Origin of the sequence: Variovorax sp. EL159 (genome assembly GCF_900100965.1) — a bacterium.
In the GTDB taxonomy this organism is placed as follows: Bacteria; Pseudomonadota; Gammaproteobacteria; order Burkholderiales; family Burkholderiaceae_C; genus Variovorax.
Map to the genome: position 1 here is coordinate 1 of NZ_FMUJ01000007.1, position 17,679 is coordinate 17,679.

The 17,679-nt window shown below is 69.3% G+C and carries 11 protein-coding genes; 9 read left to right on the forward strand and 2 right to left on the reverse strand.

Annotation, left to right across the window (positions count from 1 at the left end):
• Positions 1-400: 400 nt before the first annotated feature.
• The gene (gene phnD / locus BLQ28_RS25870; protein WP_093246196.1) at positions 401-1,447 is read right to left on the reverse strand and encodes a phosphate/phosphite/phosphonate ABC transporter substrate-binding protein; all 1,047 of its coding nucleotides are present in this window, start codon (positions 1,445-1,447) and stop codon (positions 401-403) included.
• A 201-nt stretch (positions 1,448-1,648) separates the two neighbouring features.
• Here phnD and BLQ28_RS25875 point away from each other — a divergent pair, with 201 nt between their 5' ends.
• The 3 genes from BLQ28_RS25875 to BLQ28_RS25885 all read left to right on the forward strand — a co-directional run bounded on the left by BLQ28_RS25875 (position 1,649) and on the right by BLQ28_RS25885 (position 6,718).
• The gene (locus tag BLQ28_RS25875; RefSeq protein WP_256327461.1) at positions 1,649-3,508 is read left to right on the forward strand and encodes an ATP-binding response regulator; all 1,860 of its coding nucleotides are present in this window, start codon (positions 1,649-1,651) and stop codon (positions 3,506-3,508) included.
• A gap of 166 nt (positions 3,509-3,674) precedes the next feature.
• Entirely contained in the window at positions 3,675-4,739 is a 1,065-nt protein-coding gene (locus BLQ28_RS25880; RefSeq protein WP_256327462.1) for an ABC transporter substrate binding protein, read from the forward strand.
• Entirely contained in the window at positions 4,736-6,718 is a 1,983-nt protein-coding gene (locus tag BLQ28_RS25885) for a hybrid sensor histidine kinase/response regulator (protein ID WP_093246199.1), read from the forward strand. The genes BLQ28_RS25880 and BLQ28_RS25885 overlap by 4 nt, the downstream gene beginning before the upstream one ends.
• 18 nt (positions 6,719-6,736) lie before the next feature.
• On the opposite strand, the gene BLQ28_RS25890 is transcribed toward BLQ28_RS25885, so the two are convergent.
• Positions 6,737-7,714 carry a GlxA family transcriptional regulator gene (locus tag BLQ28_RS25890; RefSeq protein ID WP_093246200.1) on the reverse strand — a complete coding sequence of 326 codons (978 nt, stop codon included), beginning with the start codon at positions 7,712-7,714 and terminating at the stop codon, positions 6,737-6,739.
• Positions 7,715-7,815: 101 nt separating this feature from the next.
• Between BLQ28_RS25890 and BLQ28_RS25895 the strand changes: the two genes are divergently transcribed.
• The 6 genes from BLQ28_RS25895 to tagF all read left to right on the forward strand — a co-directional run bounded on the left by BLQ28_RS25895 (position 7,816) and on the right by tagF (position 16,920).
• Positions 7,816-8,445 (forward strand): cysteine hydrolase family protein, encoded by a 630-nt coding sequence (locus BLQ28_RS25895; RefSeq protein WP_093246201.1) that lies wholly within the window; start codon positions 7,816-7,818, stop codon positions 8,443-8,445.
• A 314-nt stretch (positions 8,446-8,759) separates the two neighbouring features.
• On the forward strand, positions 8,760-9,827 hold the full coding sequence (locus BLQ28_RS25900; protein WP_093246202.1) for a phosphate/phosphite/phosphonate ABC transporter substrate-binding protein: 1,068 nt from the start codon (positions 8,760-8,762) through the stop codon (positions 9,825-9,827).
• 131 nt (positions 9,828-9,958) lie between these two features.
• Positions 9,959-11,290, forward strand: coding sequence for a type VI secretion system baseplate subunit TssK (gene tssK, locus BLQ28_RS25905; protein ID WP_093246203.1), 1,332 nt, complete (start codon positions 9,959-9,961; stop codon positions 11,288-11,290).
• Positions 11,291-11,321: 31 nt separating this feature from the next.
• Positions 11,322-12,692 carry a DotU family type VI secretion system protein gene (locus BLQ28_RS25910; RefSeq protein WP_093246204.1) on the forward strand — a complete coding sequence of 457 codons (1,371 nt, stop codon included), beginning with the start codon at positions 11,322-11,324 and terminating at the stop codon, positions 12,690-12,692.
• A complete protein-coding gene (gene tssM, locus BLQ28_RS25915; protein ID WP_093246205.1) occupies positions 12,689-16,291 on the forward strand; it encodes a type VI secretion system membrane subunit TssM in 3,603 nt (1,200 codons plus the stop codon). Before BLQ28_RS25910 ends, tssM begins: the two co-directional genes overlap by 4 nt.
• Positions 16,288-16,920, forward strand: coding sequence for a type VI secretion system-associated protein TagF (gene tagF / locus BLQ28_RS25920; RefSeq protein WP_093246206.1), 633 nt, complete (start codon positions 16,288-16,290; stop codon positions 16,918-16,920). The genes tssM and tagF overlap by 4 nt, the downstream gene beginning before the upstream one ends.
• Positions 16,921-17,679: the final 759 nt, after the last annotated feature.

The following is a 17,679-nucleotide window of genomic DNA, read 5'->3' on the forward strand; positions in this document are numbered from 1 at the left end:
CTGTCAGAAGCTGGGGTCGGAGGGGCATGTCAGGTGCCTTGCCGCTTTTTTGTGAGGGGTCGTTCAGGGCGCGTGCACAGGACACCGGGTACTCCCCTCCGCGAATGTCCCCCGGGGCTGCGCCCCTCCTCCTTTATTTCGCTGCGGGGAGCACCCGATGCCCTGTGCACAAGAGACGCTGCCGTTGTGCTCGCCGATCAATGACCACTCTGAACGACGCCCACGCTGGCGGGGTGCCTTGCGCAGCGAAATAAAGGAGGAGGCCGCAGGCCGGGGGACATTCGCGGAGCAAGGCACCCCGTCGGCGTGAGCGCACCCCGAACGACAGCGCTCGAAACAACGCCCCCAAGAACGTATTCCAGACACCGCGCAACGAACAAAAAAACCGCGTTTCATCTCATCAAGGCGACACATCTTTCAGCACACCGACCTGCTCGGCATAGCTGCTGTCGATGCGCTGCAGGCGCGCCTCGCGCGCGGCGTCGTTCACCCACTGCGCCGTCATGGCGTTCTGCCTGGCGAGCTGGTAGGCCAGCTTGGCCGCGGGCTGCAGCGAGCTGTTGTCGGCCGCCACGAAACCGGCCAGGTCGTGCAGCGACTTGAGCACCAGCCGCTCGGCATCGCCGCGTGGTCCCTTGGCACGGCCGTAGTTGACCAGGAAGGTCTGCACGCGCGTGCGCAGCTCGGGCGGGTACTCGCGCCGCACCACGATCTGCGCGTGCGGAATGAGGTCCGACTCCCACAGCACCTGCAGCCGCTGCGTCTCGGCCGGAAAGCGCAGCTTGAAGCGCTCGAAGTCGGCCGAGTTGTTGGTGGCCACGTCCGCCTCGTTGTTGGCCACGGCCAATGCGTTTGTCTGGTGGGTGCCGACGATCTCGCTCAAAAAGCGCGTTTCCATCGCGATGTGGTTCGGCAAGAAGAACTGCAGCTGCGGCACGATGAAGCCCGACACCGATTGCTTTTCGCCGCGCGCGATGCGCCAGCGCTCGGGCTGCTCCAGCAGGTCTTTCAGCGTGTTGAAGGGCGGTGTCTTGCGCGACAGCAGCAGCGCGCGATAGCCGGGCAGGCCATCGTGCCGCACGACCTGCGCCACCACCTTCATGCGGCGCTGGGTCACGGCGTCGAGCGCCATCTTTCCCGAGAGGAAGGCCATGTCGACCTCGTCGCGCTGGATCGCCTGCTCCAGCGCCTCATACGAGTTGACCGACAGCACGCTCACCGGCCGGTTGATGGCGCGGCTGAGTTCGGCCAGCAGCGGGTCCCAGTCGCTGCGCGACTCGAAGGCACCGCCGAGCGGCAGGATGCCGAAGCGCACCGGCGCCTGCGACGACGGGCTGCTGCTGGTGGCCTGGGCCGCAGCCACCCCCGGCAGCGCCATGAGCAAGCCCAGCGCCGCCGCACGAAGGGCGCCCGGAACACCGGCGAATCGACGCAAGAAAACCTGCATTTTTGGACCGGAAGACATAGGGCCGCTGCGGACCAGCGGGTCTAACATGGGCTACGCGGACGCCATTAAATAGCAAATGCAGACATTCTTTGTGATGTTTTTCCTGTCTTCCATGTTCGGGGCGGGGCTCATAAGCTCGGCCTCCATGCGCCCACCGTCGCCATGAACTGGAACTTCCGCGTCCTCCGTGGGCTTGCGCGCATGACTTTCGCGCAGCAGCTGATCCTGCTGGCGCTGGTGCCGGCCACGCTGGCCACGCTGGCGGCCATTGCCGTGCTGACGCGGCAGCACCTGGGCAACCTCACCGAGCTGATGCGCGCCAATGCGCAGACGGTGGCGATGCAGGTGGCCACGGTGGCGCAGGCACCGCTGGCGCGCATGGACCGGCGCGCGCTGCAGCGCAGCGCGCAGTCGGGCACCTACCAGCCGCACGTGCAGCAGGTGCAGATCTGGACGGAAGACGGCGAGATCGTCGCCAACTCCGAAACCGTCGACCGCGCGCGCGGCCAGGGCCTGCAGGTGGTGGTGCCCATCGTCGGCGAGGACGGCCACCACAACGGCAAGGTGATGGTCGAGATCAGCCTGGGCGCGGTGCAGAGCGCGCGGCGCTCGGTCTGGCTCAACGTGGCGCTGGTGCTGGCGATCAGCCTGCTGGGCGTGGGGCTGGCGGGCTGGTGGGCGGCGCGGCGCATCAGCGAGCCGATCCGCGCGCTCGGCAAGGCGGTCGACCGCCTCGGCGCGGGCGAAGACGCGAGCGTGGCGATCGAGGGCACGTCCGAGGTGCGGCACCTGCAGCACGGCTTCAACCAGGCGGCGCGCGCGCTCGCCGAAAGCCACCGCCTGCTGCAAAGCCGCATCGCCGAAGCCACGGCCGAGCTGGCGCGCAAGAACGCACAGCTCGAAGTGGCGAGCCAGGCCAAGACACGCCTGCTGGCCGCCGCCAGCCACGACCTGCGCCAGCCGCTGCACGCGCTCACGCTGTTCTCCGACGGGCTGGCCAACGGCGAGACCGATCCGGTGAAGCTGCAGCGAATCGGCCACATCCGCGAGTGCGTGGATTCGCTCGACCGGCTGTTCTCGGAGCTGCTCAACCTGTCGCAGCTCGACGCCGGCGTGCTGCAGCCGCAGTGGACCGACTTTCCGCTCGACCGGCTGTTCGACGAGATCAGCCGCAACTTCCGCCCGGTGGCCGAGCAGCAGGGCCTGCGGCTGGTGGTGCGCAAGACCGATGCGTGGGTGCGCTGCGACTACGTGATGCTCTCGCGCATCCTCAACAACCTGGTGTCGAACTCGCTGCGCCACACCATCGAGGGCGGCGTACTCATTGGCGCGCGACGGCGCGGCAAGGGCGTGCGCATCGACGTGCTCGACACCGGCGTGGGCATTGCGCTGCAGCATCAGGCGCGGGTGTTCGAAGAGTTCTACCAGGTGGAGCCCACCGGCCGGCAGGCGGCACGCGGCGCGCGGGGCATGGGGCTGGGCCTGGCCACGGTGCAGCGGCTGGCCGAGCTGCTGAACACGCGCGTCGACCTCAGCTCCAGGCTGCACAAGGGCACCTGCGTGCGGGTGCTGGTGCGCTCGGTGCCGGCCGCGCTGCCGCCCCCGGCCAGCTCGCCCCTGGTCACCGGCCTGGAGGACGAAGCCAGCCTTGCGAACGTGCGCATCCTGGTGATCGACGACGAGCGCACCATCCTCGAAGGCCTGACGGTGGTGCTCGCCAACTGGGGCGCCGAGGTGCTGGCCGCGCAGACCCGCGCCGAGGCGCTGGCGCTGGCCGACACCTGGGAGCAGCCGCCCGACGTGGTGGTGAGCGACCTGCTGCTGCAGGGCGGCGACAACGGCCTCGATGTGATCACCGCGCTGGAGCGACATCCGCGCGGCATCGGCCCCGGCACCGCGCGCCTGCTGGTGACCGGCGAGACCAAGCCCGACCGCCTGCGCGAAGTGGCCAGCGCGGGCATCACCGTGCTTTACAAGCCGGTGTCGCCGCGCGTGCTGCGCCAGGCCATCCAGACACAGCGCGCCGCAGCATTGCAGACGGCGGCCGAGGTAGGTGCGTAGGTAGTCCATCGGACATAGGCCGAGCGGCCGCCGGGCTGTGTATTTCGTCACGCGGGCAGGCCCTTGCGAGGGCTGACATAAGCCCTCCGCCTTATCGCGCAAAGGGGGGGCCGTCCTTACATTGGATCATTGCCCCTTGCTGCGGAAGCAGTCCATGTTTGTTGCCGTGAATCCTCTTTTCTTGCGCGTCGCCGGATGCGCGCGCCCCGCCGTCCGCGCCCTGCTGGCCCTGGGTGTGGCGCTGGCCGGTGGCGCCGCCTCGGCCACCAGCCTCACGGTGCTGATGGGCGACGACAGCGCGGCGGCGTCCGAATTCGTGCAGCAGCTTCGCGCGGACCAGGAACCTGGCGGCCGCTTCGAGCTGGTGCGCCTGGCGCCCGGCGGCGTCGATCCGCAACTGGCCGCCGATACCGCCGGCGCCGGCGCAGAGCCCGAGCGCGCGGCCAACGCCGGCGTGCGCACGCGCAGCCTGCGCCCCGCCGCCGCCGACACGCCCCTGACCATGGCAGTCGGCCCGGCCGCGGCCCGCGCCGCCATCGAGCGCCCGGGCCAGGAGCCGCTGGTGCTGACCATGCTGAGCCGGCTCGACTACGAAGCCCTCAAGGCCAGCAACCCGGCCTTGAAGCGCGGCGACCGACGCGTGGGCGTGCTGCTGCGCGACCCGGCCATGGCCGACCAGCTCGCGCTCATCAACGCCGTGCTGCCGCAGAAGCACCGCGTGGGCGTGGTCGCCACGCCCGAGTCCGAACCGCTGGTGCGCGAACTGCAGCGCGCGGCGCAAGGTGCCAACCCGGCGTGGGACCTGCACGTCGAGTACGCGCCCGATGCCCGCTCGCTGGCCGCCGCGCTGCGCGTCGTGGTGCCGCAGAGCGACGCGCTCATGGTGCTGCCCGACCTCATCGGCGACAACCAGGCGGCCACGCTCACGGTGCTGCGCGCCGGTGCCAGCGCGGGCCTGCCGGTGTTCGGCGCGAGCGAAGGCCTGGTGCGCTCGGGCGGCCTGGCCGCCGCGGTGTCGACGCCCTCGCAGCTTGCGCAACAGGCCCGCCTGCTGGGCCAGAAAGTCGCCAGTGCAAGCAGCGCCGGCAGCAGCAGCAACAACAGCAACGCACCGTGGGTGGAAGCGGCAACGCCGGCCACCGTGCGCGTCAACGCCACCGTGGCACGCGGACTCGGCCTGCGTCTGCCGGAGGAACGGGAACTGACCGAACGGCTCGCGGCGCCGCGATGAGCACCGAACGCCTGCCCGAAGGCTCGGTGCCCACCGGCGCGGCGGACGAACACGCGCCGGCCGATGCGGCATCGGTGCACCACGCTTCAGCGAACACGCTGGTGGTGCGCGGCAACCTGCAGCGCGACCTGTTCCGCCTTGGCGTGGTGCCCTGCGCGGCAGTGGCGCTCGCGCTCACTGGCTGGTTCACGCACAACCGGCTGCAGACGCTCGAAGCCGCCTTCGACGCCGAAGGCCAGGCCGTCGCGCGCCAGGTGGCGGCCATGTCCGACCTGAGCCTTTACGCGGGCGACGTGCCCGCGCTGCAGAACGTGGCCAACGCGGCACTGCGCGGCGGCCAGGTGACGCGCGTCGAGATCAGCAACAGCGCCGGCGTGTACGTCACGGCCGGGCCCAAGACCGCGTCGCTCGCGCAGCTGCGCATGTTCACCTCGCCGGTCACGCTGCGCGAGGCTTCGCGCGCCAGCGCCTTCGCGCCCGCCGGGTCGACCGCGGTGGGCGATGCGCCCATCGGGCTGGTGCAGACCTTCCGCGACACCACGGCCTACACGCGCGAGCGCAGCCGCTCGCTGATCGCCGGCATCGGCATCGCGCTGGTCGCGCTGCTGGCGGCATGGGCCTCGGTGCGCCACATGGCCCGCACCGTGGCACGGCCGCTGCGGCGCGTGTCGCGCACGGTGGCCGCGCTGGAGGCCGGCCATTTCGAGATGCGCTGCGACGTGGTCGAAGGCGGCACGCGCGGCACGCACGAGCTGGCGGTGCTGGCGCACGACATCGACCGGTTGGCCGAACGCCTGCAGCGCAACCGCCAGATCAGCGAAGAGCGCGTGCGCGAAGCCACCGCCGTGGCCTTGCAGCGCATGGCCGAGGCCGAGCAGGCCGCGCTGTCGCGCGCGCGCTTTCTGGCGGCTGCGAGCCACGACCTGCGCCAGCCGCTGCATGCCATGGGCCTGTTCATCGACGGGCTGCTGCCGGGCGCCTCGCCCACGCAACGCCCGGCCGTGATGCGGCTGCAGGAGAGCACCGAGTTCATGGGCGTGCTGCTCGACGACCTGCTCGAAATCTCGCGGCTCGATGCGCAGGTGCTGACGCCGGCGATCACCAAGGTCTCGCTCGCCGCGCTGTTCGACCAGCTCGATGCGCAGCACGCCGCCACCGCCGTCGAAGGGCACATCCGCCTGCGCTGGAGCGACCGCGGCCTGGCGGTGCGCACCGACGCGGCGATGCTGCAGCGCATCGTCGGCAACCTGGTCACCAATGCGCTGCGCCATGCGCCCGATGGCGGCACGGTGCTGGTGGCCGCGCGGCGCAGCCCGGCCGGCGTGCGCATCGAGGTGCGCGACAACGGCGTGGGCATCGCGCCGATCCACCAGGGCCGCATCTTCGAAGAGTTCTACCAGGTGGCCAACACCGAGCGCGACCGGCGCCGCGGCTTCGGGCTGGGGCTGGCGATCTGCGCGCGCATCGCCACGCTGCTGGGCACCCGCATCACCGTGCGCTCCGCGCTGCAGGCCGGCAGCACCTTCGCCTTCACCCTGCCCGCGGCGCGCATCACCGATGCCGTGCCGGCCGAACCGCCGCCGCTCGCACCCGCGCCCCTGGCCGGCCTGCGCTGCCTGGTGGTGGACGACGACCCGGCCATCCTCGACGGCAGCCGCACGCTGCTGGAGCAATGGGGCTGCCAGGTCGAGTGCGTGACCACCGGCCCCGAGGCCATCGCGCGGCTGGGCACCGGCGACATCCACTACGACGCCGTGCTGTGCGACCTGCAACTGGCCGGCGACGGCGACGGCGTGGACGTGATCGACGCCGCCAAGCACCTGCAGCCCGACGCGCTCGCGGTGCTGGTGTCGGGCGCCACCGGACCCGAGGTGCTGCAACGCCTGCGCCACGGCGGCGTGATGCTGCTGACCAAGCCGGTCGCGCCGGCCAAGCTGCGCGCGCTGCTGACGACACGGCGCCACGCGCACGCGGCCTGAACCCTGCGGCCCGCCTGCTCAGGCCATCGCTTCGGCCCGCGAGAACTGCCGGCGGTACACCGTCGGCGACACCTTGAACGCCGACAGGAAATGCTTGCGCAACGACACCGCCGACCCGAAGCCGGCGCCGGTCGCCACCTGCTCGACCGGATGGTCCGTCGTCTCCAGCAGCCGCTGCGCCAGTGCCAGCCGCTGGTTCTGCACCCACTGGCCGACGGTGGTGCCGGTGGATTCGCGAAAGCGCCGCGTGAAGGTGCGGCGGCTCATCAGCGCGCGCCGGGCCAGGTCGTCCAGCGCGTGCGGCACATCGAGGTGCCTGCCGAGCCACTCCAGCAGCGGCGCGAGGCGATCGCGCTCACCGGTGGCGGGCATGGGCTGCTGGATGTACTGCGCCTGCCCGCCCTGCCGGTGCGGCGCGACCACCATGCGCCGCGCGGCGCGGTTCGCCGTTTCGGCGCCGTAGCGCACGCGCAGCAGATGCAGGCAGCAATCGATGCCCGCGGCGGTGCCGGCCGACGTGAGCACGTTGCCGTCGTCCACGTACAGCACCTCGGGTTGCAGCTGCACCTTCGGATATTGCTTTGCGAAAGCCGGCGCCAGCTTCCAGTGCGTGGTGGCCGGGCGGCCGTCGAGCAGGCCTGCCTCGGCCAGCACGAAGGCACCCAGGCACAGCCCCACCACGGTGGCGCCCCGGCGGTGCGCCGCCTGCAGCGCACGAATGAGCGCGGGCGACGCGGCACTGCCGTCGTCGCGCCATGAAGGCACCACCACGATCTGCGCGCGGCGAATGGCCTCCAGCCCGTGCGTCACGCCGAGCGTGAAGCCCGCGTTGGTCTGCAGCGGCCCCGGCTCGGGCGCGCACACGCGCATGCGAAAGCGCGGCGCGCCGTCTTCGGTGCGGTCTTCGCCGAAGACCATGCAGGGCACGGACAGGTGAAAGGGGCTGATGCCGTCGAAGGCAACGACGGCGATGGTTTCGACGGCAGTACGGGTCATGGCCCGATCTTATCGATGAATGGCTTTCGGGCCACTTTCAGAAAAGGGCATCAACGCGAAGAATCAGGCCATCCCATCCACACACAAGAAGGAGCATCTTCATGAGCAACACCGCACCGCGCCGCGCCCTCGTCGTGATCGACGTGCAGAACGAATACTTCGAAGGCGGTGGCCTGCCGATCGAATACCCGCCCATCGAAGACACGCTGCCCAACGTGACGCGCGCCATGGACGCGGCACGCGCCGCCGGCACGCCGGTGGTGGTGGTGCGCCACCACGCACCCAAGGGCGCGCCGGTGTTCCAGGCCGACACGCACAACGGGCAGTTGCATCCCGAGATCGCGAAGCGTCCGCACGACCACTTGGTCACCAAGACTTTCCCGAGCGTGTTCACCGGCACCGACTTCGCCGAGTGGATCGCCACGAACAAGATCGACACGCTGAGCGTGGCCGGCTACATGACGCAGAACTGCGACGCCTCCACCGTCTACGAGGCGATGCACCGTGGCCTGAGCGTGGAGTTCCTGGCGGACGCCAGCGGCGCGCTGCCTTACGAGAATGCGGCGGGCAAAGTCACTGCGGAAGAAATCCATCGCGTCTTCAGCGTCGTGTTCCACAGCAATTTCGCGGCAGTGACTTCGACTGCTGCCTGGATCGCGGCGATGCAGGAAGGGCAGGTCATTGCGAAGGACAACGTGGTGATGTCCAACCGGCGTGCCCGGGGGATTTGAGTTTTTCGGGGGCGCGTTGTTCAGGGCGGCGCTCACGCCGACGGGGTGCCTTGCTCCGCGAATGTCCCCCGGCCTGCGGCCTCCTCCTTTATTTCGCTGCGCAAGGCACCCCGCCAGCGTGGGCGTCGTTCAGAGTGGTCATTGATCGGCGAGCACAACGGCAGCGTCTCTTGTGCACAGGGCATCGGGTGCTCCCCGCAGCGAAATAAAGGAGGAGGGGCGCAGCCCCGGGGGACATTCGCGGAGGGGAGTACCCGGTGTCCTGTGCACGCGCCCTGAACGACCCCTCACAAAAAAGCGGCAAGGCACCTGACATGCCCCTCCGACCCCAGCTTCTGACAGCGGTACTGGTCTTTAGCAGCTTCATCGCCGCGACGGCCCTGCCTTCCCTTGCCCTTGCGCAAGCCGTCAATGCCGCAGCGCCGGAGAAGAGCACACCCCCCGCAGCCATCAAGTCGATCCGCTTCGGCGTGCTCCCGTTAGGTGGCACCGTCGAATCGCGTGCCCTGTGGACGCCGCTCATGGCCGACATGAGCCGTGCCATCGGCATGCCGGTTGATGCGTACTCCGTGCCTTCGTACGAAGAGCTGGATCGCGCCATCGGCCGCGACGAGATCGACATGGCCTTTCTCTCCGCCAAGATGGCGCTCGACGCCGTGATGCAGCGGCGCATGAAAGTGGTGGCGCAGATCGCGCGGCGCCCCGGCATGCCCGAGCACCGCGCCGTGCTGCTGATGCGCAAGGCCGCCCCCTTCAACACCCTCGACGCCATGCTCGCCCAGCCCGAGCACTGGCGCCTCGCGCGCGGCGATAGCCGCTCCGTGACAGGCTTCATCGTGCCGCAGAGCCAGCTCTTCCTGCCGCACAGCATCGAGATGGAAACGCGCTTTCGCAGCGAGTTCGTCGGCACCCACCAGGCCACCGCACTCGCCGTTGCCAACGGCGATGCCGATGTGGCAACCAACAACACCACCGACTTCGAGCGCTTCAGGCAGCAGTTTCCGATCGAGGCCGAGCGGCTGCAGGTGGTGTGGGAGTCCGAGCCGCCCCCTGGCGCCCCGATGGTCGTGCGCCGCGACTACCCGCCCGAGTTCCAGGCGCGCCTGCAAGGCTTCCTGACCGGCTACGGCAAAGGCAAGGGCGCGCGCGCGGACGCCGAACGCAAGGTGCTGGAAACCTTGCGCGCCGCCTACGGCTATGCCGTGGCCGACGACAGCGCCCTGCTGCCCGAGGCGAAGCTCGAATACCAGCTCGGCAAGCAGCGCGCCATGGCCGCGTCGTGGGTCAACGAGGCGGCGCGCGAGCAGCGGCTGCAGCGCATCGAGAAGACCTACGCGCAGCAGGTCGAGACCTTGCGCGCTTCGTCGGGCGCCGCGCGCTGAGCGATCCCGTCTACTCCCTTCGCCGTACCTCCAAACCCCTCCGTCTAGACCATTAGGCGGATTTGCCATCCGTCGTCCGCGCCGGAAACTTCGTGTTTCTTTCAGGCACCCTTGCCGTTGACGGAGTGCGGATGAGTTGGCGAACAAAAGTGGTCTGGAGCGAGGGGATGCTGTTGCAGCCTCAGCACCTGCAGCAAAGCGAGCGCCATGCCGACCATGCCCGGCATGTGCTGCTGCGCACGACCACCCCCTACGCCTGGGGTTTTGCCGAGCTGGAAATCGACGCGGCCGCGCTCACGCTGGGCAAGCTCGCGCTGGTGCGCGCGGTCGGCGTGTTCGGCGACGGCACGGTGTTCGACATGCCGGCGGTCGATCCGCTGCCCGAGCCCGTCGACATTCCTTCCACCATGCGCGACGAGGCCGTGGTGCTGGCACTGCCGCTGCGCCGCGCCGGTGCGCGCGAAGCCGATGCGGAAGACTACGAAAAGCTGGTGCGGCACCGCGTGCTCGAATCCGAAGTGCCCGACTCCAACACCGCCGGCGAGCGCACGGCGATGCTGCAGCTGGGCCAGCTCCATACGCGCCTGATGCGCGCCAGCGAAGCCACCGACGCCTGGACCACGCTGGGCGTGGCGCGCGTGGTCGAACGCCGTGTCGACAACCAGGTGCAGCTCGAACGCGGCATGCTGCCGCCGCTGCTCGATGTGGCGGGGCACGCCGTCATCCGCGCGTGGCTCGACGAACTGCTGGGCCTGCTGCGCCAGCGCGGCGAAGCGCTCGCGGGGCGCATGACGCAGGGTGGCACTGGCGGCGTGGCCGAGATCGCCGACTTCATGCTGCTGCAGGCGGTCAACCGCAACGAGGCCATCTTTGCGCACCTGGCCAAGACCGCGCTGCTGCATCCGCAGCACTTCTTCGAGCACGCGCTCGGGCTGGCCGGCGACCTGGCGAGCTTTCGCGATTCGCGCCGAGTCGCGCGCTTCGGCCCCTACATCCACGACGACCTGGCGCTGAGCTTCCGTCCGGTCATGGACGACCTGCGCCGCAGCCTGTCGATGGTGTTCGAGCAGTCGGCCATCCGCATCGAACTGCACGACCGCAAGCACGGCGTGCGCGTGGCGGTGGTGGCCGACGTGGAGCTGCAGCGCAACGCGACCTTCGTGCTGGCGGTGAATGCGCACATGCCGAGCGAGGCGCTGCGCGCGCGCTTCCCCACGCAGGTGAAGATCGGCCCGGTCGAGCGCATCCGCGACCTCGTGAACCTCGCGCTGCCCGGCGTCACGCTGACGCCGATGCCGGTCGCGCCGCGGCAGATTCCCTTCCACGCGGGCGCCAACTACTTCGAACTCGAAACGCGCAACAGCGACCTGTGGCGGCAGCTCGAACAGTCGGGCGGCATCGCGATGCACATCGCCGGCGACTTCCCGGGCCTCGACCTTGCGTTCTGGGCCATTCGTTCCTAGCCCCATGGGCTGACGGAAACGGAACACCATCATGAGCAGCACACCTCCGGACCCCTTTGCCGCCTTCGAGTCGGAGCGCACGGTCATCAAGCCCAAGCCGCGCACGCCGGGAGGCACGCCACCCGCGCCTGCGCCTGCGCCGTTCTTTGGCGGCCCCGATCCGACACCGGCCGCCGAGGTCGGCGAGCTGGGCCTGCTCAATCCGCTCGTGTCGGCCGCCGGCAAGCTGCTGGTACTGATCGGCAAGCTGCGCAACCTTGCGCAGCCGCCGAACGTACCGGCGCTGCGCGCGTCCACCGCCGACGCCGTCAACCAGTTCGATGCCGGCGCGCGCCGCGCGGGCGTGAGCAACGAGTCGGTGCTCGCCGCGCGCTACGTGCTGTGCACCGCGCTCGACGAAGCGGTGGCCAACACGCCCTGGGGCGTGCAGGCCGGCTGGAACAAGCAGAGCCTGCTGGTGCAGTTCCACAACGAGACCTGGGGCGGCGAGAAAGTGTTCCAGCTGCTGGCCAAGCTCGCGCAGGACGTGCCCACGCACCGCCAGTTGCTGGAGCTGATCTACAGCGTGCTCGCGCTCGGCTTCGAGGGCCGCTACCGCGTGGTCGACAACGGCCGCGCGCAGCTCGACTCGGTGCGCCAGCGCCTGGCCGACCTGATCGCCAAGGACCGTCCACCGCTCGAAGCCGAACTCTCGCCGCACTGGCGCGGGCAGGGCGCCGGCACGGTGCGGCTGCGCGAGTCGCTGCCGCTGTGGGTGTTCGCGGCGGGCTTTGCGCTGCTGCTCGCGCTTGCGTGGTTCGGCCTGCGGCTCACGCTCAACTACCGCTCCGACACCACCTACTCGGCGGTGTCCGGCCTGCGCGTGCCCAACCTGCAGATCGCGCCACCGGCCGCGCCGGCCAAGTCGCCGCGGCTCGCGCGTTTTCTCGAACCCGAGATCAAGCAGGGCCTGGTGACGGTGACCGACGAGGCCGACCGCAGCGTGGTGCGCCTGCGCGGCGATTCCTTCTTCGGCTCCGGCAGCGCCGAGCCGATGGCGTCTTCATTGCCGGTGCTGCGCCGCATCGGCCAGGCACTGGCCGAGGTGAAGGGCGACGTGCTCATCACCGGCCACTCAGACAACCAGCCGATCCGCTCGCTGCGCTATCCGTCGAACTGGCACCTGTCGGCCGCGCGTGCCGACGCGGTAAAAGGCGCGTTGACCACGCTGGTCGACCCGGCGCGCATGCGCTCCGACGGCAAGGCCGACGCCGAGCCGGTGGCGCCCAACGACACGCCGGCCAACCGCGCGCGCAACCGCCGCGTCGACATCGTGCTGCTGACCGAACCCGACCGCACCGCTGCAGCGGCTTCGTCGTCGCCGCCATCCCCGGCTGCTCCCGTCCCCGGAGCAACGAAATGATCAAGAAAATCTTCGGCTTCCTGTTCAGCCCGCTGCTGCTGACCCTGCTGGCGCTGCTCGTCGTCGCGCTGCTGATCTGGTGGATCGGCCCGCTGGTGAAGATCGGCACATTGGCACCGCTCGAAAGCGAGACCACGCGCGCCATCGTCATCGGCGTGATCGTGCTGATCGTGGTGCTGCGCGCGCTGTACCGCCGCTGGCGCGCGCGCCGTGCGAGCCAGCACCTGACCGACGGGCTCATGAAGGCGCCCGCCGCCAAGAGCGATGCGCCGGTCAACGGGGAACAGAAGATCCTCGACACCCGCTTCAGCGAAGCCGTCGCCACGCTCAAGCAGATGCGCCTGCATGCCGCCGGCAAGAAGCCGGGCTGGCGCGACTGGATGTCGATCTCGGGCGGCAGCTACCTGTACGACCTGCCGTGGTACGTGTTCATCGGCGCGCCGGGCGCGGGCAAGACCACGGCGCTGGTCAACTCGGGCCTGAGCTTTCCGCTGGCCGAGAAGTTCGGCCCAGGTGCCATTCGCGGCGTGGGCGGCACGCGCAACTGCGACTGGTGGTTCACCGACGAGGCCGTGCTCATCGACACCGCCGGCCGCTACACCACGCAGGACAGCCACCAATCGGAAGACAAGAGCGCGTGGGAAGGCTTCCTCGGCCTGCTGAAGAAGGCGCGCCCGCGCCGTCCCCTCAACGGCGTGTTCCTCACGGTCAGCGTGGCCGACCTGCTGAGCCAGGGCCCCGAGGCGCGCACGCAGCTCGCGGCCTCGATCCGCGCGCGCCTGCTCGAACTCGACAACAAGCTCACCACGCGCCTGCCGGTGTACGTGCTCGTCACCAAGAGCGACCTGTTGTATGGCTTCACCGATTACTTCGACGACCTTGGCAAGGAGCAGCGCGCGCAGGTCTTCGGCTTCACGCTGCCGCCCGAAGAAGGCGTGCAGGTCGACGAGAAGGGCCTGTCGGCGGCCTTCCAGCGCGAGTTCGCGCTGCTGCACAACCGCGTGAACGACGGGCTCATCGCGCGCATGCAGCGCGAGACCGATGGCACGCGCCGCGCGGCGATCTTCGGTTTTCCGGCGCAGTTCGGCTCCATCGGCTCGCTGCTGTCCGACCTGCTCGACCAGGTGTTCACCGGCTCGCGCTTCGCGCAGCCGCCGTGGGTGCGCGGCGTGTACTTCACCAGCGGCACGCAGGAAGGCAGCCCGATCGACCGCGTGATGGGCAGCCTGTCGCGCAGCTTCGGCATCGAGCGCGCGATGCTCGCGCCGCTAAAGAGCAGCGGTCGCAGCTACTTCCTGACCTCGCTGCTGCGCGACGTGGTGTTCCCCGAGCAGCGTCTTGCCGGTGCCGACGTGAAGCTGGAGCGCCGCCGCCACACGCTGCGCGTGATCGGCGTCACCGCGATGACGCTCGTCACCGTCGGCCTGCTCGCGGCCTGGGGCTACAGCACGCTGCAGAACATGAACTACCTGAAGTCGGTCGAGGCCCGCGTCGCGCCCGCGCAGCAGACGCTGGCTGCGTTGCCGGCGAGCGTGCAGAACCTGGTCGAGGTCGCGCCCGTGCTGCAGGGCCTGCGCGACATCTGGAAGACGCCCGACAACCACCAGGGCGACGAGCCGCTGTCGATGACGCTGGGGCTCTACCAGGGCGACAAGCTCGATGCGGCCGCCAGGCTCACGCACCAGCGCGCGCTGAACGACGCCTTCCTGCCGCAGATCGCCAAGCGCATCGAAGACCAGCTGCGCACCGCGCAGAAAGACAACCTGGAGTACACCTACGAGGCGCTCAAGAGCTACCTCATGCTCTACCAGCCCGAGCACTTCGATGCCGAGGCGTTCAAGGCCTGGGTCACGCTCGACTGGGCCCGCAGCCTGGACCGCGGCATTCCCGAAGACCAGCGCAAGGCACTCGAAGACCAGCTCGACGTGCTCATCGCGCAAGGGCCGCCGCACTCGCCGCTCAAGATGGACGAGAACCTGGTGCGCAGCGTGCGCGCCGTGCTCGCGAGCTATCCGCTGGAGCAGCGCGTGTTCAGCCGCCTCAAGCGCCAGCGCGCCACCAAGGACATTCCGGCCTTCAGCGTCGCCACCGCCACCGGGCCTTCGGGGCCGCTGGTGTTCGAGCGCATCAGCGGCAAGCCGCTGACCGACGGCGTGCCCGGCATGTTCACCTACGACGGCTATCACAAGCGCTTCCAGAGCGAGGTGACCGTGCTCACCGGCCTGCTCGCGGCGGAAGACCCGTGGGTGCTCGGTCAGGACAAGGGCACCGCCGACCGCCTGCGCGACGTGGCCGCGCTCGGCGCGCTGACCGACCGCGTGCGCCGCCTCTACCTGGAGGAGTACGTCAAGCAGTGGGAGGCACTGCTCGCCGACGTGCGCCTCATCCGCGCCAATGGGCTGGAGAAGAACATCGAGACCGCGCGCATCCTCTCGGGCGTCGATTCGCCGCTGGCCAACTTTTTGCGCGCCGTGGTGAAAGAGACCACGCTGATCCCGCAAGGCGATACCGGCAAGGACGTGGTCAGCAAGGCCACCGAGACCGTGCGCAACACGCGCAAGGGCCTGGAAGACCTGTTCGGCGGCGACCCCGGCAAGCAGGTGGCGCCGGGCAAGCGCATCGAGAGCATCGTCGACGACCGCTTCGAGCCGCTGCGCCGCCTCGTGACTGCCGGTGGCCCCAACCAGCCCGCGCCCATCGACGATGCACTGAAGCTCTTCAACGAGGTGTACGTGTACCTCAACGCCGTCGACACGGCGGTCAAGGGCCGCACCTCGCCGCCGCCGGGCGACGTGGCGGGCAAGCTCAAGTCCGACGCGGGCCGCCTACCGGAGCCCGTTCGCACCATGGTCGAGAACCTCAGCCAGTCGGGTGCGGCGCAGGCCCAGGTGGCCGAGCGCGGCAACCTGAGCCAGGATCTGCGCCCGGTGGCCGAGTTCTGCGCGCGCGCCATTGCGGGCCGCTACCCCTTCGTGCCAAGCAGCAAGCGCGACGTGCTGCCCGAGGACTTCGGCCAGATGTTCGGCCCCGGCGGCCTGATGGACGACTTCTTCCAGAAGCGGCTGGCCGCGCTGGTCGACACCAGCACGCGGCCGTGGCGCTACAAGCCCGTGGCCGAACGCGGCGCCATCACCACGCAGGCCCTGGCGCAGTTCGAGCGCGCCGCGCGCATCAAGGACATCTTCTTTCGCGCAGGTGGTCGCAGCCCGTCGATGCGGATGGACTTCAAGCCGGTGGAGATGGACGCGAGCATCACCCAGTTCATCCTCGACGTCGACGGCCAGCTCGTGAAGTACGCGCACGGCCCCGTGGTGCCGATGGCCGTGCAGTGGCCGGGACCGAAGGGCAGCAACCAGGTGCGCATCCAGGTGAGCCCGCCTTCGACCACCGGCAGCTCGGGCTCGGCGGTCGATGGGCCGTGGGCACTGTTCCGTGCGCTCGACGATGGGCAACTCGAAGCGGGCGATGCACCCGAGAAGTTCTTCATGACCTTCCAGGTCGGCGGGCGCAAGACGCGTTTTGAAGTGACGACGAACAGCGTGCAGCATCCGATCCGGCTGCGCGAGCTGCGGGAGTTTTCCTGCCCGGAGGGGTTGTGAACGTCGCGACACCTTCCGTCTTTGCATCGGCCGAGTTGCCGGGGTGGTTCGGCAAGTTGCCGGGCATGGGGGACTTTGCGCACCGGCGGTTGCCTGAATCGTTTCGCGCGGTGTGGGACCCGTGGTTGCAGCGTGGGTTGGCGCGCTTGCGCGATCGGCATGCGGACTGGACCTCGCATTACCTTGAGGCGCCGATCTGGTGCTTTGCGCTGGGGGCGCGGGTGGCGGGGGAGCGGCGGTGGATTGGGGTGTTGATGCCTTCTGTGGATGGGGTGGGGCGGTACTTTCCGTTCACGCTGGCTGTGGAGCTGGATGACGGGTTGGCGGATCGGCTGGAAGGGGATGCGTTGGGTGTTGCGTTGCGGTGGTGGGGGCTGGGGACGCAGGCTGCGTTGGAAGGGCTCGATGGGGATCTGGATGCGCTGCGGTTTGATGCTGTGCTGGAGCGGTTGTTTGTTGCTTCTGCTGTTGCTGCGACTGGTGGCGTTGCATCGCTCGAACTTCCAGGGGAAGGGATTTCGTTGTGGATGGGGGACCCGGCTGTTGAAGGCGGAGTTCGGATGGCGGTTGCCGGGTTGCCTCGGGATGGGGAGTTCGAGGGGCTGTTTCTTCTTGGGGGCGAGGGATGAAACGCGCTATTCGTTTTCTTTCCCGAGGCCGGGTCTCGCCCCGGCGGGCGACTCACTTTCTTTTGCTTCGCCAAAAGAAAGTAAGCAAAGAAAAGGCGACCCCGCTGTCTGCGACCCCTTCGCTGCGCTACGGGGCAACCTGCGGTGCTCGCGTTTCGCGGGGTCCGCAGAACTCGCTTCGCTCAAACAGCTGCGGCCCTGATCCGCGAAACGCTCCGCTCCTCGGCGCAGCCAGAGGGGAGGGGACGCCTTCGGGCCATCGCTACGCTCGGCCTTTGGTTTCGTTCGGGCCTTCGCTTCGCTCGGCCTTGGGTGTTGCGCCCTCTCTCCTTGGGGAGAGGGCGGGGGGGAGGGTATCGGCTTTCATCCAGGCGAGGCGGTGTTCCTGCGCCGTCGACCCTCACCCCAACCCTCTCCTCAAGGGGAGAGGGAGTCAGAGCCAGAGCCCAAGTCGAGCGAAGCAAAGGCCCGGCCCCAAGCCGAGCGAAGCGATGGCGCGTTCGGTATCCAAGCCCCTCTGGCTGCGCCGAGGAGCGGAGCGTTTCGCGGATCAGGGCTCGCCCTTGTTTGAGCGAAGCGAGTTTGGGCGAGACCCCGCGAAACGTGAGCACCGCAGGTTGCCCCGTAGCGAAGCGCAGGGGTCGCAGACAGTGGGGTCGCCTTTCTTTTGCCTACGTTTCTTTGGCGAAGCAAAGAAAAGTAGGTCGCCCGCCGGGGCGAGACCCGGCCTCTGCCCTTCGCAAGAAGCGCGAACCCCCG